Origin of the sequence: Cryptosporangium minutisporangium, assembly GCF_039536245.1 — a bacterium.
Classification (GTDB): domain Bacteria; phylum Actinomycetota; class Actinomycetes; order Mycobacteriales; family Cryptosporangiaceae; genus Cryptosporangium; species Cryptosporangium minutisporangium.
Map to the genome: position 1 here is coordinate 71,529 of NZ_BAAAYN010000028.1, position 21,047 is coordinate 92,575.

The following is a 21,047-nucleotide window of genomic DNA, read 5'->3' on the forward strand; positions in this document are numbered from 1 at the left end:
TAACGTCACTTCACAGATAAGTCGAACGGTAGTGTTCGGTTTCAGGGAGGTGCCATGGACAGCGAACACGTCGAGGTGGGCTGGGCCGACACGGCGGTCGCTCGGTTTCACTACGCGCGCGCCGGAACTGGCCCGCCGGTGTTACTAGTCCCCGGGGCCGGCGGCTGGCGGTTCAGCTTCGAAGCACTGATTCCACTCCTCGCGCGGTCGAACACGGTGTACGCCCTCGACCCACCAGGGCAGGGTCTCACCGAGATCGTCGATCGCTCGTTTCCTTACGGCACCACCGCGGTCGCGTCCTCCATCGGCTCCTTCCTCGACGCGGTCGGCGCGCCGCGAACGGCGATCCTCGGTCATTCCTGGGGTGGCGGGTTCGCCCTGCGATTCGCTGAACTCCATCCCGACCGAGTCAGCAGGCTCGCGTTGATCGCACCGGGCGGCCTGGACGTGAAGGACGTGTGGGAGTTCCGCCTCGCCCGCCTCCCGCCATTCGGTGAGCTCGCCGTCCGGATCGGACCGGCCCGCTCGACGCGCCACCTGCTGCGTAAATCCTTCGCTCACCCCGAGCGGGTGCCGGAGCACCGTGTAGGCGATCTGGTGGACATGCTGCGCTCACCGCAGGACCGGGCGACACGGCTCAGGCAGATGCTGCGGGTAGAACGATCGGTTCGGTGGACGACCACCGAACAGAATCTTCACCTGGTCACCGTGCCGGTCCTGCTGTTGTGGGGCAGCGAGGATCGGATTCTTCCGGCCCGGCTCGTCGAGCGATTCACGGCGCGGCTACCGACGGTCGACCCGCATGTGATCAGCGGCGGAGGCCATGCCCTGCACGACGACTGCCCGCACGAGACGCTCGCGCTGCTCGCCCCCTTCTTGAAGGCCGACCACGCGTAGCGCCCACGACCGCCGCGTCCGCCGGCGACGGGTACGTGCCTTTATCGTGTGGGGGTGGCCACGGAGCGAGGGCGCGTTCCAGTGCGTCTCGTGCTGCGCCTCGCGTTGATGCTGAGCATCCTGAGTCTGCAAGGGCTGCACGATCCGCACTCCCACCACGTGCACTCCGAGCACCTCCAGGCCGTGGCCGCGTCCGAACACACTGTTCCGACGCACACTGACCCGGTCGCCCCTGACCGGCTCCGCGCCTTGCCCGCAGCCCTCCACACCACTGGGCATCCCCACACCGAACCAGCGAGCCTGAGCAACATCGATGCAGGCACTACCGGCCGGAACCAGCCACGCCTACCAGCACATACTCACGACACCGCCGCAACCGATCTCACGGCCTTGGGCATAGCCAGAACCTGATGGATCCGACTCACCGGTGAACGCATCGGTGAGTCGCCGGTTATCCACCCATCTCTGTGGTGGTCTGCGCCGCTTGCAACATTCGCGGGTTGGCGTCGTCCGCCACCCGCCCGGAAGGCACCGTCGTGAGTACTGGTTACTGTCTGGTCTTGGTCACGACACGTTCCCGTCGCCGCGCTGAGACTCTCGCCCGCTCCGCCGTGGAGTCCCGGCTGGCCGCGCGGGCCCACGCGGCCGGCCCGAACCACGGCTTTCAATGGATCGGCAGCGCGGTCGCGCGGGTACGCGAGTGGCAGGTCTGGTGCGCGACAACCGAAGCGCGCTACGACGAGCTCGCGGCGCACCTGGCGGCCAACCACGGTGAGCAGCTGGCCGACGTCGTGCGCATCGCCATCGATGCGGCTCCTCCGCAATATCTGCTCTGGCTCAACGCGGAGACGGTGAGCACGGGACCGCGCACCGGCGAGTGAAAGCCGCAGCGGATCGCTGACAAGGTCTCCGACGGGCAGGCAGGACCACGGTCCGCAGCCATGCCGCGCGCTGCCGCCGGCACCGGGACTCGCCGGCGGCACGCAGCGTCCTACTTCCGCGCCAGAGCGGGAGTAAGGACGAGCCCACGAACACAGTAACCACGACGACGATCGCGCGGTGCGTGAAGGGCACCGACGCGACGAGAACAGGAATCCTGTGCCGAACTGCGGCGACTGCGACACGGACGACCATCCCCGCCGTGCCGTCCCACACGGCGGGGACGCGACCATGCCCGCGGCGGAGACGAGTAGACCCGTCACCTCAAGGACGCGGGATCCGGCCCGTCCGAGGATGCGGCCGGCTGCATTCGCCCGATCACATGGCGATGGCGACCGGCAGGAACAACATGGGGTCGCGTCCGCTGGTCACCTGCGTGCGGCGACCGGCATGATGCCGCTCTCGCGCGCCTCCGACCGGAGAATGGCTCAGAGCTTCGTCTGGGCCGCCGGGTCAGACTTTGCGTCGCTCGCCGCAGTGGGCGGCGAGGCCGGTGTGCGTATACGCCGACCGACGAAGACGTAGATCGCGACGCTGATCATGGCCAGGGATCCGATCGACAGGAACATGGCGGGGCCGCCGTACGCGGCGAGGATCAGGCTGCCGAAGTAGGGGCCGGCGAAGCCACCGAGCTGGGACAGCGTCTGCGCACCGAAGTAGCCCCCGCGCAGGTCGGCGGGTGCGATCCGATTGAGCAGCGCGAACTCCGACGGGACGATGAGGACCTCTCCGAGCGTGAGCACCACCATGGCGGCGACGTAATGCGAGACTTCCGTCGAGACGGCGAAGCCCGCCATCCCGGCGAACGTGAGGGCGCCGCCCACCGGGAGCGCACGGATCGGATCGAGCCGGGACACGTGCCGGGCCAGGATGGCTTGCAGTCCGACGACCGTCACCGCGTTGGTGGTCATCACCGCGCCGAGCAGCGCGGCGCTGTTCGCCGTGGCGCCGACGAAATGCTGAGGACCGAGATCTTGTTGTGCACGGTTCCAGCAAGACGGCTGCAAACAGCAGCCAGGGCAGCCGTCGGTCGCTGTCCAATGCTCGGGTAGTGCGCTTCAGCGCGGCGTGCCATGTCGGACGGGCCGGCACGGCTGATGCGTGGTCGCCGGGCGCAGCCGATGGTAGGGCGGGAGCGGCGACCGTCGCCAGCACGGGCAGATACAGGGTGTAGATACCGGCCGCGACGATGAACGCTGTGCGGTCGCCGGCCAGCCCTAGGCCAGCATCGAGCAGCGGTCCGATCGCTTATCCCGCGTTGATCGCGAGGTACTGTCCCAGTGCGTCCGACAGCGCGCCGGCGAGGAAACCTCCGGCGATCGCGAACAGCACCGCGCATCCCAGTAGCAATCCCACCGCGGAGATCGACACCTCCAGCGTGGTCCGCAGGTAGATGGCCAAGAACGGAACAGTGACCGAGTTCGCCAGGCTGATCAGGGCCGCTCCCGCAACGAGGACCCTCGCCCGCGCCATTGGTGGGAGATCAGTGATCAACGGGTGGCGTGCTGACCGTGGTCACTGACTTGGGCGTCGAACCACGCGTGCAACGCCTCACGGAGTTCAGGGTCGCTGGTGGTGTAGGTGATGCGTCCGCCGTCGGCGGTGGGCGCATAAGCGAGCACTATCCGACCACCGTGTTCCCGGAGGGCTTGCAGGCCGGGCATCTCGGTGCCGTGGATCCGGCCCGGATCGTCGAAGTCTCCGCGCCGGAATCGTGCCGTCTCTTCTTGCAGGTGCTGCCGGACGAGTCGGACCCGGGTGGCGTCCTGCGGATCGTCAGAGACGACCGTCTGCACGCCGCCACTACCGGTTTTGACGAACCGGTGAGTTGTGCGGTCCAGGTCGAAGGGCATGACCGATGCGCCTCGCTCGGCGATCTCGCCTTGCCGAGTCGAAGCCGAGGGTTCTGGTTTGGTCGAGTCGCTGGTGCAGCCGCCGGCTAACAGGCCGACGCCGACCGCAGTGGACAGCAGGAGGAGCCAGCGAGTGGCTGGGCTGTCACGAGGATTCATTGGCGGCCTCCGCGAGGGTCTGCAGTGCTCGCACGACGGCGGCACGCTGGTCGTCGGGAACGTGGTCGAGCAGAGCGGTGAGTCGGTCGCGGCGCGCGTGGGCTTGCCGATCCGCGGCGGCGGCACCGGCATCGGTGATTACGAGCAGGACACCGCGGCCATCGTCGTCGGCGGCTTCCCGGGTCGCCCAGCCTCTGCCGACCAGGTTGGTGACCAGGCGGCTGACGCTGCTCTTCTCCAAGCGCAGCCGGCGCGCCAACTCCACCTGACGGATCCGTCCCTCCCGAGCGATCTCCACCATGGCGTGCGACTCCGACACCGGAAGCGGCTGCCCGCACGGCGTGCGCTCCGGCTGATGGAGGCCGAAGTTGCGCACGAACCGCATGAGCGCCTGCTGCGCCGCGTCCACATCCTCAGGCTCCATGGTTCGACTGTACAACCAGCAGGTTCGACCTTACAACCAGATTGCGGCCTGGCGATGACAACCGCGACGCGACGCAAGAGCAGCCCGGTCTTCGCGACCGTCCACGCCAGGCCCGGCGTCAAGACGACGCGCAGATGGATGAGCTACACCAGGCTCCGGCGCGGCGTTCGACAAGATGTTCCTGGCCGTGATGATCACTCCCCACGAGGGGGCGATCATGATGGCCGAGACCGAGCAGCAGTCCGGTGACAGCCCGCAGGCCAAGGAGTTGGCCGGCAAGATCATCGCGGACCAGACCGCGGAGATCGGCAACATACGAGGGTGTTGCGGAAGATCCGACCCGACAGAGAGCGGGGACACCTGCTCCGGGTGGCCCCCGCCCGTGAAGGGGTCCCCGGCGAGGTGGGGACCTCTCCGGCAGCCATCTGGGGGCGGCCGGCGTTGTCGACGCAGACGAATAGGACGCTGGGATTCTCGGACATCGTTGAGTTCCTCGGTTGGTGGGTCAGGCGGCGGCATGATCGAGGCGTGCGGCGGCCATCTCGGAGCGCCATCAGGCCAAGAGCGAGTCGGCGGTCACTGAGCATCCGCGAGCCGGCCGACGCGCTCGGCGATCTACTGGAAGGCGGCTTCGAAGGGCTTCGTCGGTGTCGGCGGGCGCGGATCGAGGATCGAGGATCGACCAGTACAGCCCGTGCTGTGCGTCGGTGAATTATTCATGGGCGTTGTCGCAGACGGCCGACGAGCAGGTCGCTCGTCCGGACAACGTCAGCCAGGTGCGCCATGGCGGTCGCGTCTGCTCAAGTACGCGTAAGTGGTGAGCGAGGAGGTTGGTGGGGACGCCGAGTTGGGCGCCAGTTGTCCCGGTGAGGCGTTGCTCAGGGCGAGTCGGTCGGCGATGGTCAGGCATACGGGCTCGCCGTGCATGGCTTCCCGGCGCCGGACGTCGTCGGGGACTGGCTACCGGCTACCCGCTCAATGTGCATGCCTCAAGGCCCGCAACCCCTCGCCACCGACGGGCGCCGGTTGTCCACCCAACAGCCAGCAGGGGACGACCGTTCGGTCATCGGCCCACGCCATGGAGGTTGGACGCGTCCTCTGTTGGGTCGGCGGTTGGCCTGCGTTGGTCATGAGGCGCAGCTCGGGTACCGCACAGACGACGTCTGTTGGGCAGTTAGTCGGGTGCGAACACGGCCAGCCGGGCACGGAGCCACCCGCTCAATGCCCCCTCGTTCGAAACATCAGCTCGGCGTATCACCGGGACACCGGCATGTCCCGACGCAGGCTACGAGTCGGACCGATGACGACGCATCGCGCGTCGCCACCGTTCCGATCGCGGTGTGGCGACTCGACCACCGCGACACGGATGCCCCAGCGACCCCAGCAGACGCCGGGTTCGCGTCGCGACTCGCCCAGCAGTTGGTGAAGATCTACACCCGACCCAACGAAACTGTCGTCGATTTCGACCACGACCCATACCTGCGCGGCGCCGCGGCAGCCACGCAGCGCACCTACCTCTCACCCACCGACGCCGCCGACCTCAACGATCTCGCCCCCCGATGCCCGCCGATCAGTCTGGTCACCCTCGGCTGGCCGCGCGATACCGGCGCGGAGAACATCGATGAACTACTTTGCGCCTGTCGGTTGATTCTCGCCATGGAATGCTGCGTCATTGCCTTCATCCGGCCCGCGCGGGACGCGCGGCCACCCAGTTTCGCCGAATGCGAGCAGGCTCTCCACACCGCCGCCGAGAGGGCAGGGCTCGCCCAGGTGCTGCAGATCGTGGCACTCAGCGCACCCGGCGAAGGCGACCGCTTCAGTTATTACTCCAGCGCCGCGGACGCCGAGCACCTCACCAACGACCGCACCGCAGCTGCGGATCGACGAGCGTTTCACATCGACTTACTCGTCTACAGCCCGAAGACGAGTCGCCGTGGCTGACCCTGACTCACCTCGGGACTACCGCGACTCACTACATGCACAGGAACCGCGCGCCGTGAGCCGCCGCGACCAGGACAGAGTCGCAGAGACCCTAGGGCCAAGCCCGTTGCGTCCCCGCTCTGAGGCGAGCTACAGTCCCCGCTCGCCCCGCTCGCCCGCGGACGCGGCAACCCCGTCAGCACCCAGCAGGAACCGCGCGCTGGCCCTCATGCTGACCGCCCCAGACGTCGTTCCCCTCACCAGCAAACAGCACCGACAGGCCGTGAATATTCTCGCCGCGATGATCGTCGATTGGGCCCATCGCGAGACCGATCGGCCGCGGAATACGACACCGCAGCATCCCTAACCTGTCCGCATGCCGGGCCGCCGGAAGCATCGACCGGCGGCCCGGCCACTCCGCCTGCCTGGAGGCCCGATGGCACGCCGACTCCGCACCGGCCGGGCGCCCGTCCCCCGGGCGCCAATCCCCCCGACGACCTACCTCCGGATCGCCACCTACACCCGGCGTTCCACCGACGAGGAGAACCAGCCCTTCACCCTTGGCGCCCAGGACACCAAACTCGACGCCTACGCCGCCTCACAAGAGGGCTGGAGCATCGTCGCCAAGTTCTCCGACGACGCCTCCGGCGCCACCTTGGACCGGCCCGACCTCGAACGCATGATTGCCGCGGCAAAAGCCGGCAAGTTCGACGTCCTGCTCGTCTACCGCGTGGACCGTTTCAGCCGCCGCATCCGCGACCTCGTCTGGTTGCTCGACGAACTCGACCAGGCCGGCGTGAGTTTCCGCTCGGCGACCGAACCGTTCGATACCTCCACACCCGCCGGGCGGATGCTCGTGCAGATGCTCGGCGTCTTCGCGGAATTCGAACGGGAAATGATCATCGACCGCGTCATCAATGGCATGGAGAGCAAGGCCCGCAAGGGCCAGTGGACCCTCAGCGTGCCGCCCGAAGGCTACGAAGTCGACGCCGGAACCCAGCACCTCAACCCGCTCGCGCGCGAGGTACCGACCATTCAGACGATCTTCGACCTCTACACCGTGCGCCGCCTGGGCGCCCGCTCCATCGCTAAGGAAGTCAACCAGCGGGGCCTACGCCGCCGCAGCGGCCGACCCTGGAGCCATAAGACGGTGATTGACGTGCTCACCAACCCCGCCTACATCGGTGCAGTCGCCTTCCGCGACATTTACGCACCAGACTCTCACCCCGCGCTGATCAGCTCAGACACGTTCGCCCTCGCCCAGGAAATCCTCACAGAACGCGGCGAGCACCCAGCCAAGTCCGCCGGCGCCGCCTCTGACTACTACCTCACCGGAAAAATCTGCTGCCCGCGCTGCGGAAAGACCTACCTCGGCACCTCCGCAACCGGGAAACGACACCGCTACCACTACTACACCTGCTTCACCCGAAACCGGTACGGCACCGACCACTGCGACGCCCCACGCCTGCAAGCCGACGTCCTGGACGACGCGGTCCTACGTGCCGTCGGTGACTTCTACAGCGACAACACCGACCTCATCCTTGAGTCCATCACCGCCGCACAGACCCGGCACCGCGCAGCCACCGCCGACGCAGAGGCAGAACTCAACACCGTCAGCGCCCAGCTCGCGCAGAAGCAGGTCGTCATCGACCGCTACTTCACCGACTACGAAGACGGACGGATCGACCGCGGGCTCCTCGAAACGCGCATCGAGAAGCTCTCCACCGAACTAACCCAGCTCCGACGCCGCCGCGACCAGCTCCAACTCCTCATCGACACCGCACCGGAAGCCATCACCCAAGACCAGCTGGACGCCATCGCCGACGACGTCAACCAGGTCATCCACGACGGCGACCACCCACAGCGCAAGGAGCTCTGCAATCTACTCGTCGACGAGATCAAGATCGATCTGACGGCAGAGACCGCCACGCCGGTGTTCCGCGTCAATCTCGACCCGGCCGCCACCAAGAAAGCAGCAAGCGCTCCGACCAGTCATCTGATCGGAGCGCCTAACCGCAGCTCGCGGGGTGTTCGCGAGCGTGGACCTCTGGTGGAGCTGAGGGGACTCGAACCCCTGACCCCCACACTGCCAGTGTGGTGCGCTACCAGCTGCGCCACAGCCCCGTCCGGTCCGTTCCGAACCGACTGCTGAATAGTACACACTCCGACGGGTGCCCCACGCACGGCCCCTCCGGCGCCCCAGGACGCCCGGCGACTCAGTTCAGCTGCGGATCCGCCGGATAGAACGCCAACGCGGCCAGCATTCCGCCCTGCCGCCGCAGCACCATCGACCAGAGGTCCTCCGGCTGCGGCACGAATGCGTCCCCCGGCAGCGCGTCCAGGACCAACCAGGCGCCCTGGGCGATCTCCGACTCCAGCTGATCGGCGTCCCAGCCGGCGTATCCGGCGAACACCCGTAGCCGGTCCAGCGACCCGTTGAACGTTTCGGGGCTGGTGGAGAGATCCACGGTCCCGACGACCCCTTCGACGCGGCTGAACCCGTCCGGCGAGCTACCGGGGCGGACGCGGGCCAGGCAGATCGCCGCTTCGGGCTGAACCGGACCACCCTCGAAGACCACCTGCGGCTGCGCCGCGAAGTCCTGCCACCCGTCGAGCACGTCCTCGACCTGGACCTCCGTGGCACGGTTGAGGACGACGCCGAGCGCACCACTGGGCTCGTGCGCGATCAGGAGCACGACCGAGCGCTCGAAGTTGGGATCCTTCAACGAAGGTGAGGCGACCAGGAGGCGCCCCGTCAGGTCTTCCGCCGGCATGCCGCTGATCATGCCGAACCACCCCCGCCATCGTTTGCGCTAGTCGCCCAGTAGCGCCCGACGGAGCATGTCATTTCGCGCGCCTGCGCGCGAGCATGTCGTCACACACGTGACCAGTGCTAGCCGCCCTGGAGACAGCAAAACGCCGGTCCCCCGAAGGGGACCGGCGACGCTATGTGACTACTTCTTGAAGATGTCCTTCACGCTCTTCGCGGCATCCTTCAGATGCTCGCCGGCCTGCTTCGCCTTCGACTCGGACCTGTCGGCTTTACCTTCTGCCTGCAGACTCTCGTCGCCGGTCGCACCGCCCCAGCGCTCCTTCGCAGTGCCCTTCAACTCCTGGGCCTTGTTCTCGGCCTTGTCGTCGAAGCTCATCTCGGACTCCCTTCCGATGACTAGTTGTTACCTACCCCGCGTGCGCCGGGCTACACATCGGGCCCCGTAAGGTCAGCCACATGACGACTGCGCGGCCGGACGTCGCCGTGATCGGAGGCTCCGGCCTCTACGCACTGCTGGACGACGTCGACGAAGTGAGTGTCGAGACGCCCTACGGCGCCCCCAGCGACCCGATCACGATCGGCACGATCGACGGCCGCACCGTCGCGTTCCTGCCCCGCCACGGACGCGACCACCGCTTCCCGCCGCACCGGATCCCCTACCGGGCCAACATCTGGGCGCTCCGATCGCTGGGCGTACGGCAGATCCTCGCGCCGTGTGCGGTGGGCGGGCTCCGGCCGGAACTCGGGCCCGGCACGTTCGTGGTGCCCGACCAGCTGATCGACCGCACCTCCGGGCGCGCCCAGACGTTCCACGACGTCGGCGCGGTGCACGTCTCGTTCGCCGACCCGTACTGCGCGGACGGACGCGCGATGGTGCTGGCCACCGCGTCGGCGAGCGACCTCACGCCGGTCGACGGCGGCACGATGGTGGTGGTCGAAGGTCCCCGGTTCAGCACCCGCGCCGAGTCCCGCTGGTTCAGCGCGCAGGGCTGGTCGGTGGTGAACATGACCGGCCACCCGGAGGCGGTGCTGGCCCGTGAGTTGGCCGTCTGCTACACGGCGGTGGCCCTGGTCACGGATCTGGACGCCGGGGTAGACGCCGGCGAGGAGGTCACCCAGGAGGAGGTGTTCCGCGTGTTCGCCGAGAACACCGATCGCATGCGGACGCTGATCCTGCGCACGGCCGCGGCGCTGCCCACCGAGCGGAAATGCGCGTGCGCCCGCGCCCTCGACGGCATCGACATCGCCTTCGAGTTGCCGTAGACGGATTGGACTCGCTGGCCGGAGTCGAACCGGCGTCTCCTTCGAGGTACTCCAAGGGCTCTGTCCACTGAGCTACAGCGAGAGGTTCGATCAGTGTCTCGCATTCAGTGCGTTCTGTACGCACTCTGCGTGTAACCGATCGTTCGAGATCCGCGACGCTACACCGGATCGACCGGGCCGGGAGGACGGGCGGTCTCGAAGTCGGTGATGAAGCGGCTGAGCAGCCCCACCAGTTGGTGGACGTCCTCGGCCGGCCAGTTGCGAAGGACCGCGGCGAGATGGTCGTCGCGGCGCCGCCGGAGGACGTCGATGACCTCACGCCCGGCGGCCGTCGGCGCCAGGACGCAGGCCCGGCCGTCCGCAGGGTCGGGCTGACGCTCGACCAACCCGCGGTCGACGAGCTGGGCGACCTGCCGGCTCACCGTCGACGGGTCGGCGTGGACGGCCTCGGCGAGCGCGCCGGCTCGCTGAGGACGCTCGGCGAGCTGAAAGAGCAGGCCGTACGCGGCGGTGGCGGCTTCCCCGACGCTGACCGTCTGCTGGGCTTTGTACCGCACCATCGCGCGGCCGAACCGGGCGAGCTGACGCCCCAACTCAGTGACCATCGAGTCGGAGCGCGGCGCGGGGACGGGGGACGGCTGCGCCGCCGCGACGGCGGCGCTGGAGTCAGCCATGGCGGAATGTGTCTCCTCGGGCAAAAACTTGCTTGGTACAACTGTAGTGGGACGGAGGAGCGTCCGCCATGGGCTCGGGGTACGCAAAAACCCCGGCCGCGAGGGCCGGGGCTTTTGCAGCGTGGAGGTGGCGGGAATCGAACCCGCGTCCACCGTCGCCTCAACAGGTCTTCTCCGGGCGCAGTTCGCTATGTCTCTACTCGGCCCCACTGGTCACGCGAACAAGCCAGTGTGACGAGCCCAGCCACTGTGAGATGTCCCAACTGGCCCCGATGGCCGGGCCAGCAAGTGAGCCTTCTAGCTGATGCCAGGGTCCGGGCCGAAGGCGAACCCGGTCTGACAGAGTCGCTCTTACTTAGGCAGCAAGAGCGAGCTCGCGCTGATTAACATCGGCGCTTAATTGGTTGCAACGCATGGTTTACGAGGTCATCGTTGCCTTCCTCGGCCCGCTTCTCCTGTCTCAACGAACGATGTCGAGACCAATCACCCCCTGGTCGGTGTGTTCCGCCCTAGTCTAACCAGTCCCGCGAGCCCATATTCCTAGCGCCGACCCTTGAGGTTCCGGCCGTAGGCGCGGGCGATCTCCCGGTTGGCGTCCCGCTTGGCCATGTCTTGCCGCTTGTCCCAGGCCTTCTTACCGCGCGCGAGCGCCAGCTCGACCTTGGCCCGCCCGTCGGAGAAGTAGAGCGAGAGCGGGACGAGCGTCAGCCCGCCCTCCTTGATCTTGCCGATCAGCTTCTCGATCTCCGACCGGTGCAGCAGCAACTTCCGGACGCGGCGCGGCGCGTGGTTGGTCCAGGTGCCGGCGACGTACTCCGGGATGTGCACACCGTGCAGGTACACCTCACCGTCGTCGACCAACCCGAAGCCGTCGACGAGTGAGGCCCGGCCGGCGCGCAGCGATTTCACCTCGGTGCCGGTCAGGACGATGCCGGCCTCCCAGGTGTCGAGCACCGTGTAGTCGTGCCGAGCCTTGCGGTTGGACGCGATGACCTTGCGTCCGGTCTCCCGCGGCATCGACCCTCCTGCCCTTCGCGAAACGATCACGGACCGACCGAATGCGGCCCGAAGGTCAATCCTACGGCGAACGGACGACCGGATTTCGGTCGCGGCTGGGGCCGGTCCGAAGGCTGGTGGACGGCGTCGCGGTCGCCCGCGCTGGACGAGCCTCCCGGCTGCAGCTAAGCTCTAGGTTGTCTAGATGACCTGGAGGACCCGATGGTCAAGGTGCCGCTCTACGCGCGCATCGAACGAGAACTGCGTGCGCGCCTGGCCCGCGCAGAGCCCGGTGACGTCGTACCGGCGGAAGCCGCCCTCGCCCAGGAGTTCGGCGTCGCGCGGATGACGGTGCGGGCCGCCCTCAACGCGCTGGAGGCCGACGGCCTGATCGAGCGCATCCAGGGACGCGGCACGTTCGTCCGGCAACCTCCGACGCCCCGGCCCGCAGGCACCCTGAGCAGCTTCCAGGACCAGGTCCGCAGCTGGGGCAGGACGCCGTCGTCGCGACTGGTCGAGGCCGAGGTCAGGCCCGCCACTCCGGAGGAAGCCGCGGCGCTCGCGCTGACCGCCGCGACGCCCCGGGTCGTGTCGATCACCCGGGTGCGACTCGCCGACGCGGCGCCCCTGGCCGTGGAGTACGCGTGCTTCCCGCCGCACCTGACCGCGCTGCTCGACGTCGACGTGGAGACCGGTTCGTTGCACCGCGCCCTGCACGCGCTGGGTCTGCGGCCCACCCTCGGATCCTCGACCCTGACCGCCCAGCCCGCCGGTCCTGACGGCGGCCGCCTGCAGGTGCCCGCCACCGAACCTCTGCTCGTCGAGACCCGCCTCATCGTCGACCAGGACTCGATGCCCCTCGAGTACACGATCAGCCGCTACGTCGGCTCTCGCTACGCCTTGCGGGTGACGTTCGACGTGCACCCACCCGAGTCGGGAGAGAACCCGTGAACATCGCCAAGATGATCGACCACTCGCTACTCCGCCCCGAACTGACCACCGACGACGTCCTCCGCGGCTGCGAGGTTGCGGCCCGGCGCGCCACCGCGTCGGTGTGCGTCCGCCCGTCCGACGTGCCGCTGGCCGTGACGGCGCTGCGCGGCACCGGCGTCCTGATCGGAACCGTCGCCGGCTTTCCGCACGGGAGCACCACCACCGCCGTCAAGGTCGCCGAGACCAGGGCCCTCGTCGAGGCCGGCGCCGACGAGATCGACATGGTGCTGCACATCGGCCGGCTCCGCGCCGGGGAGACCGACTACGTCCACGACGACATCGCCGCGGTGGTCGCGGCCGCCAACGGCTGCGTGGTCAAGGTGATCTTGGAGAACGCGTACCTGACCGACGACGAGAAGGTCACCGGCTGCCGCCTCGCCGAACGAGCGGGCGCGCATTTCGTCAAGACGAGCACCGGGTTCGCGCCGGGCGGTGCGACGCTGGCCGACATCACGTTGATGCGGGCCACGGTCTCGCCGTCGATCGAGGTGAAGGCCGCGGGTGGGGTCCGCACGCTGGACACCCTCCTCGCCCTGCACGCCGCGGGCGCAACCCGATTCGGCGCGACCACGACCGAGGCCATCCTCGACGATTTCGCCGCCCGGGAGCGCCGCGAGGGCCAACCACTCGGCGCCTAGAGGGAGTTGACCGAGGCCGCTGGTCCGTGGGCGGCTCGGAGAAATCGGCTTCCCCAGTCCCGGAGGTGGTCGACGAACTCCGGCGGGCTGAGCACCTCGAATTCAGCGCCGATGTTGCCCAACGCTTGGGTGGGCCAGTCCAGGCTGGTGGAGACCATCGTGAGTCGGCAGCGTCCGCTGTCGACGGGTTCGATCGTGCCCCACTGCCCGACGGCCTGGCGAACGCGGTCGGCGGGCGCGTGCACCAGGGCTTGCACGGTGTGTCCGGACGGGACGCCGGTGGAGGTGCGTACGAATTGAGCGGCGTCCTCGGCGGGCAGGGTTCGTGGACGGAACGGCGATCCCGTGCTGTGCGGGTCGGTCACCCGGTCGAGGCGGAAGCTGCGCCAGTCGTGCCGGGTCAGGTCGTAGGCGACCAGGTACCAGCGGCCGCCGAGCGCGACGAGGCGGTGCGGTTCGACTTCCCGCTCGGTGTCGGGGCCGCCGCGCGCGGTGTAGCCGAATCGCAGCCGCTCCTCGTCCCGGCACGCTTGGGCGATGACCGTGAGCACCTCGGCGGGCACGACCGGCCCCGCGGCCGTCGGGGAGATGGTCACGGCGCGTACCGCGTTCACCCGGGCGCGGAGACGCGGCGGTAGGACCTGCACCACTTTGGTCAGCGCGCGCACCGCCGCCTCCTCGATCCCGGCGATGCCGCTCTGCGTGGCGTCACCCATGCCGACCGCCAGCGCGACGCCTTCCTCGTCGTCGAGCAGCAGCGGCGGCAGGACCGCACCGGGCGACAGCTGATAACCGCCGTCGGTACCTCGGGAGGTGCGCACCGGGTAGCCGAGTTCCCGCAGGCGGTCGACGTCCCGGCGGAGAGTGCGCTCCGAGACGCCGAGGCGGTCGGCCAGATCGGTGCCGGACCAGTGGCGGTGGGTCTGCAGCAACGACAGCAGCCGGAGCGTGCGGGAACTGGTGTTGGCCATACCGCGATCTTGACAGGGCTTCCGGTCAGAAACTGACCGGAAGGCCCGCGCCTGACCGAGGACGCGTCAGAGGAAGCCGAGCGGGTTGACGGGGTTCCCGTCCAGCCGTACCTCGAAGTGCAGGTGGTTACCGGTCGAGGCGCCGGTCGTGCCGACCCTGCCGATGACCTCGCCGCGGCTGACCCGCTGCCCGACCCAGACCAGGATCTTCGACTGATGGGCGTAGCAGGTCGACAGGCCGGAGCCGTTGGCGAGGTCACCGTGGTAGATGCAGGTGTAGTTGCCGTAGCCGCCGTTCCAGCCGGCCCGGGCCACCACCCCACCGGCCGCAGCCCGGATCGAGGCACCGGCCGGGGCCGCGAAGTCGGTGCCCGCGTGCAGCTGCGAGCGGTGGTAGTACGGGTCGAAGCGCCAGCCGAAGTCGCTGGACTTCCAGCCGGACACCGGCATCCACAGCTGGCCCGGACGTCCCATCCGGGGGCGGTAGCTGCGGGCCCGGCTCGATCCGCCGCGCTCCCGGCGGGCCGTGGCGCGCAGTGCCTGCCCGATCCGGTACGACTCGGCCTGCGCCTCGGCGTAGCGGGCCTCACTGGCCCGCTGCTCCTGCCCGGCCACCCGGACGGCGTTCCGCCGCTGCGCGACCAGGCTGAGCATCTCCGCCTGCGCCGCTTGCGCGGCGTGCTGCTCGGCCCGTGCGGCGGCGAGCGCCCGGCGGGCCTGGGTGCGGGCGACGTCGGCCCGGCGCTTTTGTTCGGCGACGATCGCGCGCTGTTCGGCGACGTCCTGCCGACGTCGTTCGACGAGGTCGACGGCGTCGCGCTGACCGTCCACCAGCCGGGTCGTGTAGTTGAGACGGTCGAGCAGCTCGTCGGGGCCACCGACCGCGCCGAGCGCGGACAGCACCATGTAGGACCGGCCCTCGTACGTGGAGCGGACGAACGTGCCGAGCTGCTCCCGGGCCGCCTCCACCGCAGCCTCGGCGGCGTCGAAACGCTGCTGGGCGATCCGCAGGGCGTGGGCCGCACGCACCGCCTGCCGCTCGGCCGACGCCGCCCGGACCTGGGACGCGGCGACTCGCCCCTGCGCGGACGCGACTCGGGTCTGCGCCGTAGGCAGACGCTGGGAGGCAGCGACGAACGCCTCGGTGGCCGCCCGGGCCCTGGCGGTGGCGTTCTCCATGATCGCGGCGGCCCGTTGCAGCTCCCGCCTCGCTTCGACCCGGTCGGCCGGTGACGGTCCATTCCGGGCCTGCACGCCCGGTAGGTGGACGAGGAGCGCGGCTCCCATCGCGAGAACCAAGCTCACCGCGAAGACGCGGCCACGCTCCACCCGCATTCCGACCCCCCGGTCCTTGATGACGACCGGGGGATACGGTACGACTCGCCCGTTTAGTTCACAAAAGTCACTGCTCTACCGGCGCGTCACACCTTCACGTAGAACCGCAACGTCGTCCAGCCGGTGACACCGGCAGTGAGGACCGCTACCAGCGCCAGCAGCGGCGCGGTCACCGCGATCTCGCCCCAGCCGATCGTCGGGACGACGCTGTTCTGGCCCAACGCCTCCAGCGCGTCGTCGATGACGAGCAGCTTCGCGATCGCCAGTCCGATCGAGGCGAGAAGCGCACCGATCAGGCCGGCGACCGCGGCCTCGAGCACGAACGGCAGGCGCACGTACCAGTTCGACGCACCGACGAGCTTCATGATGCTGACCTCGCGCCGCCGACTGTAGGCGGCGACCTGAATGGTGTTACCGATCAGCAGCACCGCAGCGGCACCGGAGACCAGCGAGACGACCAGCGCGAGGTTCTTCACCGCGTCGATCGCGTCGAACAACCGGCCGACGAGTTCCTGCTGAGTGGAGACGACGTCCACGCCCGGCTGGTCCTTGTAGGCCGCGTCGACGGCGCCGGCCTCGGACGGATCCTCCAGCTTGATCCGGAACGACTCCGGCAGCGACTCCGGCTTGGTGTTCTCGACCAGGTCGGGCGAGTCCGCGAACAGCTCCTTGAACCGCTCGTAGGCCTCGTCCTTGCTCTCGTACGTGACCGACTGGATCTCCGGATCGTCCTCCAGCTTTTGCTGAAGCGCGTCCTTCTGTTCGGTCGTGACCGCAGTCTCGAGGAAGATCGAGACCTCGACCTGCGCGTAGAGCAGGTCCTTCGTCTTGTTGACCTCCGTGTACAGCAAGCCGCCCGCGCCCAGCAGCGCCAGCGAAATCGCCGTGGTGAGGATCAGGGCGACCGTCATCGTGACGTTGCGCCACAGGCCAGTCGCAGCTTCGGTCAGGACGAACTTGGCACGCATGGATTCCTCAGGAGGATGGAGACCGCAGCGGGAGCCGACGACCGCTGGCGGTTGGAGTGGGGGGCTTCAGCGGTGGGTAGCGGCCACGCTCATCCGTACACACCGCGCGCCTGGTCACGGATGACCCGACCGCGATCGAGCTCGACCACGCGGCGGCGCATCTGGTTGACGATGTTCGAGTCGTGCGTGGCCATGACGACGGTGGTGCCCGTGCGGTTGATCCGGTCGAGCAGACGCATGATCTCGATCGAGGTGTCCGGGTCGAGGTTTCCGGTCGGCTCGTCGGCCAGCAGCACCAGCGGCCGGTTGACGAACGCCCGCGCCACCGCGACCCGCTGCTGCTCACCACCGGAGAGCTCGTGCGGGTAGCGGTTCTCCTTGCCCTCCAGACCGACGAGACTCAGCACCTCGGGTACGACCCGGCGGATCACCGAACGAGTCTTGCCGATCACTTCGAGGGCGAACGCGACGTTCTCCGCCGCGGTCTTGTTCGGAAGCAGCCGGAAGTCCTGGAAGACGCAGCCCACGCTGCGTCGGAGCTGCGGCACCTTCCACGGACGGATCGTCGCGACGTCCCGTCCAGCGACCAGCACCTTGCCGGAGGTGGGGGTCTCCTCCTTGAGGAGCAACCGAATGAACGTGGACTTCCCTGAACCCGACGGCCCGATGAAGAAGACGAACTCGCCCTTCTCGACGTTGACGTTCACGTCGTCGAGGGCGGGGCGACGCGACTTCGGGTACGTCTTGGTCACGCGGTCGAGGGTGATCACGGGGGCCGAGTCTAGCCACACCGACCTGGCGGTCAGGCCGGGCTACACAGCTCTCCTACGGTCTTGTTCAGAGTCGGGCCGCGGGCGGGCGCCGACAGCGGTCGAATCGGTCGGAACCTGCGCCGTGGCGCGTCCGGAGACCTCACAGTCTCGTGTCCGGATCCACCGCCGTGACGGAAGGTTCGCTCTGAGGAGGGTGGGACGAGACGGGGCGTTCACCCTTCGCGGCGAATCCGGCTCGTCACTCTGCGCCGCGACGTTCCTGGGCGAATCGCCGGACGTTGCCAATGCTCTGTCATCGAGAGCGCAACCCCGGGCGAGCAGGTGTCCGGTTCGCCCCACCGTGCCGACCTCGGAATTGCAGCTCCGGGCCGGATGGCGCGTCCGGAATTCTTAATGTGGCGATAAGAATTGGCTAGAGATAGCGATAGGTTCCTCGCGACCAGCGACTCGGGCCGCCCCGACAAAGCAGTTGGCCCGGCCGCACTGGGGCGGCCGGGCCAACTGGCGAGAGTTATTCAGCCTCCCACCTGCGCCCGGTTAAGGGCGGTGGGCAAGGGCCGGCCGAATAACCCTCGTTCTCGCGCTATCGATCGTGCTATTCGCGATCAGGCTTTCGCCTGATCAGGCGCCCGGGAGACCAGCTCCCGGGCTGGTGAATCAGGCCCGCTTGCGACGCCGGGTGAAGACCACCATCGCGACACCCAGGCCGAGCACCAGGGCAGCGGCGGCGATGAGACCACCGAGGCTGGCACCGGTGACGGGGAGGCTACCCTCGCTGTCCGCAGCCGGGGAGACGCTCGGCGAAGCGTCGGCGCCGCCCGGGGCAACGCTGGCGCTCGCGCTCGGCGAGGCAGACGCGCTCGGCTCAGCACCGTCGTCGCACTTGGTGACGTCGAGGCTCTTCTCAGCCAGCTTGTCGCCACGCACCGCGACCGCGACCTTGATCGTGGAGAAGTCGAGCTCGCCGTCCTCGGAGACCTTGCCGACGGTGCCGGTGTCGCCCTTCTCGAGGTCCTCGGGCAGCGTCAGCCGCTCGCCGGCGTCGACCCGGAACTCCTCGGTCAGGGGCTCCTCGTCGTCCAGCTTGATGAAGACCCGGAACTTGACGGACTTGTCAGTCGGGTTCGTCAGCTCGATCGAGAACGCCTCGCAGCTCAGAACGATCGAGGCGGACGGCTTGTCCGGAGCCGGCGTCTCGGTCGGCTTCACGTCACCGCAGGTGCCGGGCAGCGGGACGTCGACCCACTCCTTGTGCTCGAGCGGCGTCTTGCCGTCCTCCTCGAACGCCGGCTTGCCGTCCTTGGTGAAGAACGTGCCCTTGACGAAGATCTTCGCGACGTCGCGGCCCTGGGCATCCTTGATGCCACGGCTGCCCTTGGGCAGAACCTGCTTGCCCTCGATCGTCTCGCCGGCCTTGATCGAGTCGCCGATCTCGGTTTCGCTGCCCGTGGGCTCGAACTGGACGGTCAGCTTCTCGTCGTGGTCCTTGTCAAGGTTCTGCACCGACCACTCGACGACGTAACGGCCGTCGACACACTCGGCGGTGCCCTTGACGTAGTTCTCGTGCGCGTTCGCCGGGGCGGCGGTCAGCGCCACCGCACCCATGGTCACCAGACCGGTCACCATCGTCGCGGCAAGGCCACGGCGGAGCGCACCGCGTAAGCCTCGGGCCATCTCAAGCACTTCCATTCCCTCGGTGGACATCTAAAGAACATCTGGGAACGACGAAGGACACGTCGCGGATAGCATCCGCGCAGACGCGGACCCCATAAACGCTCGTGCCCCCTAGTCGCGGCGATTCCGATCCGACTCATCAACGACTAGCGCGGAGGAGCGGGGATTCGCTGCTGAGGCCAGACCATACGTTAACAATGCGATGTCACGCCATAGCTATGCGAATGTTGTGAGCGAGATTTAAGAGGCGCGACGGACCGCTGGTTAAGGTGGGTTCGGGCAACCTTTAGGCCTGCTCTGGCAACCACTCGGCACCCCTCGGCAGTCGCCGCACCTCGGCCCGACGGCCGGTGACGTGGATAACACCTGGTCAGGGCCGCGAACGGCGATCACGGACCGCTTCCCTCGCACCTCTCGGCCACGGCGTAGTCATACCGCGACCAACCTGGACGGAGACGCGGAAAGGTTGACCCGGCGTTGACCGATCGGTGGATCACCTCGGGGGTACGAAGGCCGCGGGCCGCCCCCTCCGATGGAGAGAGCGGCCCGCGTCCTACGGAGCGAGGTGCCGTCAGGAGACGGCGGCCTCCTGCTGCTTGCGCCAGCGGATGCCGGCCTCGATGAACCCGTCGATGTCGCCGTCGAAGACCGCCTGCGGGTTTCCGACCTCGTGGTCGGTCCGCAGGTCCTTCACCATCTGGTACGGGTGGACGACGTAGGAGCGCATTTGGTTGCCCCAGGAGTTGCCACCATCGCCGCGCAGCGCGTCCATCTCGGCCTTCTGCTCGACGCGTCGCCGCTCGAGCAGCCGCGCCTGCAGCACCCGCATCGCGGCCGCCCGGTTCTGGATCTGCGACTTCTCGTTCTGGCAGGACACCACGATGCCGGTCGGGATGTGCGTGATGCGCACCGCGGAGTCGGTGGTGTTGACGCTCTGCCCGCCGGGCCCGGAGGAGCGGAACACGTCGATCCGGATGTCGTTCTCCGGGATGTCGACGTGGTCGTTCTGCTCGACGACCGGCAGCACCTCGACGCCGGCGAACGACGTCTGGCGGCGGCCCTGGTTGTCGTAGGGGCTGATCCGCACCAGGCGGTGCGTGCCCTGCTCCACCGAGAGGGTGCCGTAGGCGTACGGAGCCCGGACCGTGAACGTCGCGGACTTGATCCCGGCCTCTTCGGCGTAGGAGGTGTCGTAGACCTCGGTGCCGTAGTGGTGGCGCTCCGCCCAGCGGAGGTACATCCGCAGCAGCATCTCCGCGAAGTCGGCCGCGTCGACGCCGCCGGCCTCGGCCCGGATCGTGATCAGCGCCTCGCGCTGGTCGTACTCGCCGGAGAGGAGCGTCCGTACCTCGAGCTCCTCGATCATCGTGCGGAGGGCGGCCAGCTCGGTCGCGACCTCCTGGACCGACCCGGAATCGTCCTCGTCCTCGGCCATCTCCAGCAGGAGTTGGGCGTCGTCCAGCCGTTGCCGCAGTCCCTGGACCTTGTTGAGCTCGCCCTGGACGAACGAGAGGCGGGAGGTGAGTTGCTGCGCCCGTTCCTGGTCGTCCCAGAGATCCGGAGCAGCGGCCGCCTCGTTCAGCTCAGCCAGTTCACGCCGGAGCTTGTCGAGGTCGAGCACACTCTCGACCGAGGAAAGGGTCGTGTCGAGAGCCTTGAGCTCTTCGTGAAGGTCGACGGCAGCCACAGCAAACCAGCCTACGCGGTCCGACGCCCCGCCCGCTTCACCGCCGCGTCCCCAGCCCGCTTCCCGGGCTCACACAGCCGACGGCCACCCACGCTCTGGACCCAGCCAGC

At 68.4% G+C, this 21,047-nt stretch carries 20 protein-coding genes, 2 tRNA genes, 1 other RNA gene and 2 pseudogenes; 8 read left to right on the forward strand and 17 right to left on the reverse strand.

All coding sequences use genetic code 11. The features are described from left to right. Window positions 1–54: 54 nt before the first annotated feature. Together ABEB28_RS22150 and cutA are read left to right on the forward strand one after the other, a co-directional pair. Window positions 55–897 carry an alpha/beta fold hydrolase gene (locus tag ABEB28_RS22150; protein WP_345730082.1) on the forward strand — a complete coding sequence of 281 codons (843 nt, stop codon included), beginning with the start codon at window positions 55–57 and terminating at the stop codon, window positions 895–897. Between the two features lie 560 nt (window positions 898–1,457). Further along, window positions 1,458–1,778, forward strand: a complete 321-nt coding sequence (cutA, locus tag ABEB28_RS22155) for a divalent cation tolerance protein CutA (RefSeq protein ID WP_345730083.1) — start codon at window positions 1,458–1,460, stop codon at window positions 1,776–1,778. A 486-nt stretch (window positions 1,779–2,264) separates the two neighbouring features. Here cutA and ABEB28_RS22160 read toward each other — a convergent pair whose 3' ends face one another. The 4 genes from ABEB28_RS22160 to ABEB28_RS22175 form a co-directional block, all read right to left on the reverse strand. After that, the gene (locus ABEB28_RS22160) at window positions 2,265–2,747 is read right to left on the reverse strand and encodes an MFS transporter (RefSeq protein ID WP_376981005.1); all 483 of its coding nucleotides are present in this window, start codon (window positions 2,745–2,747) and stop codon (window positions 2,265–2,267) included. Window positions 2,748–3,084: 337 nt separating this feature from the next. After that, the gene (locus tag ABEB28_RS22165) at window positions 3,085–3,309 is read right to left on the reverse strand and encodes an MFS transporter (protein ID WP_345730085.1); all 225 of its coding nucleotides are present in this window, start codon (window positions 3,307–3,309) and stop codon (window positions 3,085–3,087) included. A gap of 17 nt (window positions 3,310–3,326) precedes the next feature. Then, the gene (locus tag ABEB28_RS22170) at window positions 3,327–3,689 is read right to left on the reverse strand and encodes an aspartate carbamoyltransferase (protein ID WP_345730086.1); all 363 of its coding nucleotides are present in this window, start codon (window positions 3,687–3,689) and stop codon (window positions 3,327–3,329) included. 145 nt (window positions 3,690–3,834) lie between these two features. After that, a complete protein-coding gene (locus ABEB28_RS22175) occupies window positions 3,835–4,272 on the reverse strand; it encodes a MarR family winged helix-turn-helix transcriptional regulator (protein WP_345730087.1) in 438 nt (145 codons plus the stop codon). A 166-nt stretch (window positions 4,273–4,438) separates the two neighbouring features. Here ABEB28_RS22175 and ABEB28_RS43200 point away from each other — a divergent pair. From ABEB28_RS43200 to ABEB28_RS43205, 3 genes and pseudogenes are all read left to right on the forward strand, one after another. Beyond that, window positions 4,439–4,855, forward strand: a pseudogene (locus ABEB28_RS43200) (DUF305 domain-containing protein); the annotation flags it as partial. 839 nt (window positions 4,856–5,694) lie between these two features. After that, a complete protein-coding gene (locus ABEB28_RS22185) occupies window positions 5,695–6,213 on the forward strand; it encodes a hypothetical protein (protein WP_345730088.1) in 519 nt (172 codons plus the stop codon). Between the two features lie 415 nt (window positions 6,214–6,628). Next, window positions 6,629–7,687: pseudogene (locus tag ABEB28_RS43205) on the forward strand (recombinase family protein); the annotation flags it as partial. Window positions 7,688–8,240: 553 nt separating this feature from the next. Here the strand turns inward: ABEB28_RS43205 and ABEB28_RS22195 are convergent. The 3 genes from ABEB28_RS22195 to ABEB28_RS22205 form a co-directional block, all read right to left on the reverse strand. Continuing rightward, a tRNA-Ala gene (locus tag ABEB28_RS22195) sits at window positions 8,241–8,316 on the reverse strand. A 92-nt stretch (window positions 8,317–8,408) separates the two neighbouring features. After that, complete coding sequence (locus ABEB28_RS22200; RefSeq protein ID WP_345730090.1) at window positions 8,409–8,978, reverse strand: YqgE/AlgH family protein; 570 nt, start codon at window positions 8,976–8,978, stop codon at window positions 8,409–8,411. A 168-nt stretch (window positions 8,979–9,146) separates the two neighbouring features. Then, complete coding sequence (locus ABEB28_RS22205; RefSeq protein WP_345730091.1) at window positions 9,147–9,341, reverse strand: CsbD family protein; 195 nt, start codon at window positions 9,339–9,341, stop codon at window positions 9,147–9,149. A gap of 80 nt (window positions 9,342–9,421) precedes the next feature. On the opposite strand from ABEB28_RS22205, the gene ABEB28_RS22210 reads away from it, so the two are divergent. Beyond that, entirely contained in the window at window positions 9,422–10,228 is an 807-nt protein-coding gene (locus tag ABEB28_RS22210; RefSeq protein ID WP_345730092.1) for an S-methyl-5'-thioadenosine phosphorylase, read from the forward strand. A 6-nt stretch (window positions 10,229–10,234) separates the two neighbouring features. On the opposite strand, the gene ABEB28_RS22215 is transcribed toward ABEB28_RS22210, so the two are convergent. The 4 genes from ABEB28_RS22215 to smpB form a co-directional block, all read right to left on the reverse strand. Further along, window positions 10,235–10,310 (reverse strand) — tRNA-OTHER (locus tag ABEB28_RS22215). A 76-nt stretch (window positions 10,311–10,386) separates the two neighbouring features. Next, window positions 10,387–10,902, reverse strand: a complete 516-nt coding sequence (locus ABEB28_RS22220) for a MarR family winged helix-turn-helix transcriptional regulator (RefSeq protein WP_345730093.1) — start codon at window positions 10,900–10,902, stop codon at window positions 10,387–10,389. A gap of 119 nt (window positions 10,903–11,021) precedes the next feature. After that, window positions 11,022–11,393, reverse strand: a transfer-messenger RNA (tmRNA) gene (gene ssrA / locus ABEB28_RS22225). A gap of 49 nt (window positions 11,394–11,442) precedes the next feature. Next, window positions 11,443–11,919 (reverse strand): SsrA-binding protein SmpB, encoded by a 477-nt coding sequence (gene smpB, locus ABEB28_RS22230; protein WP_345730094.1) that lies wholly within the window; start codon window positions 11,917–11,919, stop codon window positions 11,443–11,445. 201 nt (window positions 11,920–12,120) lie between these two features. On the opposite strand from smpB, the gene ABEB28_RS22235 reads away from it, so the two are divergent. Both ABEB28_RS22235 and deoC read left to right on the forward strand, forming a co-directional pair. Further along, window positions 12,121–12,849: a GntR family transcriptional regulator gene (locus tag ABEB28_RS22235; protein WP_345730095.1), complete on the forward strand. Its 729-nt coding sequence runs from the start codon at window positions 12,121–12,123 to the stop codon at window positions 12,847–12,849. Window positions 12,850–12,860: 11 nt separating this feature from the next. Then, on the forward strand, window positions 12,861–13,529 hold the full coding sequence (gene deoC, locus ABEB28_RS22240; RefSeq protein WP_345730105.1) for a deoxyribose-phosphate aldolase: 669 nt from the start codon (window positions 12,861–12,863) through the stop codon (window positions 13,527–13,529). Here deoC and ABEB28_RS22245 read toward each other — a convergent pair. The 6 genes from ABEB28_RS22245 to prfB form a co-directional block, all read right to left on the reverse strand. After that, window positions 13,526–14,500 (reverse strand): helix-turn-helix transcriptional regulator, encoded by a 975-nt coding sequence (locus tag ABEB28_RS22245; RefSeq protein WP_345730096.1) that lies wholly within the window; start codon window positions 14,498–14,500, stop codon window positions 13,526–13,528. The two genes, deoC and ABEB28_RS22245, sit on opposite strands and share 4 nt — an antisense overlap. A gap of 66 nt (window positions 14,501–14,566) precedes the next feature. Further along, on the reverse strand, window positions 14,567–15,835 hold the full coding sequence (locus ABEB28_RS22250) for a M23 family metallopeptidase (protein WP_345730097.1): 1,269 nt from the start codon (window positions 15,833–15,835) through the stop codon (window positions 14,567–14,569). A gap of 86 nt (window positions 15,836–15,921) precedes the next feature. Beyond that, window positions 15,922–16,803: a permease-like cell division protein FtsX gene (ftsX, locus tag ABEB28_RS22255; protein ID WP_345730098.1), complete on the reverse strand. Its 882-nt coding sequence runs from the start codon at window positions 16,801–16,803 to the stop codon at window positions 15,922–15,924. 89 nt (window positions 16,804–16,892) lie between these two features. Continuing rightward, entirely contained in the window at window positions 16,893–17,573 is a 681-nt protein-coding gene (gene ftsE / locus ABEB28_RS22260; protein WP_345730099.1) for a cell division ATP-binding protein FtsE, read from the reverse strand. Window positions 17,574–18,233: 660 nt separating this feature from the next. After that, the gene (locus ABEB28_RS22265) at window positions 18,234–19,280 is read right to left on the reverse strand and encodes an LPXTG cell wall anchor domain-containing protein (protein ID WP_345730100.1); all 1,047 of its coding nucleotides are present in this window, start codon (window positions 19,278–19,280) and stop codon (window positions 18,234–18,236) included. Window positions 19,281–19,821: 541 nt separating this feature from the next. Next, the gene (gene prfB, locus ABEB28_RS22270) at window positions 19,822–20,937 is read right to left on the reverse strand and encodes a peptide chain release factor 2 (RefSeq protein WP_345730101.1); all 1,116 of its coding nucleotides are present in this window, start codon (window positions 20,935–20,937) and stop codon (window positions 19,822–19,824) included. Window positions 20,938–21,047: the final 110 nt, after the last annotated feature.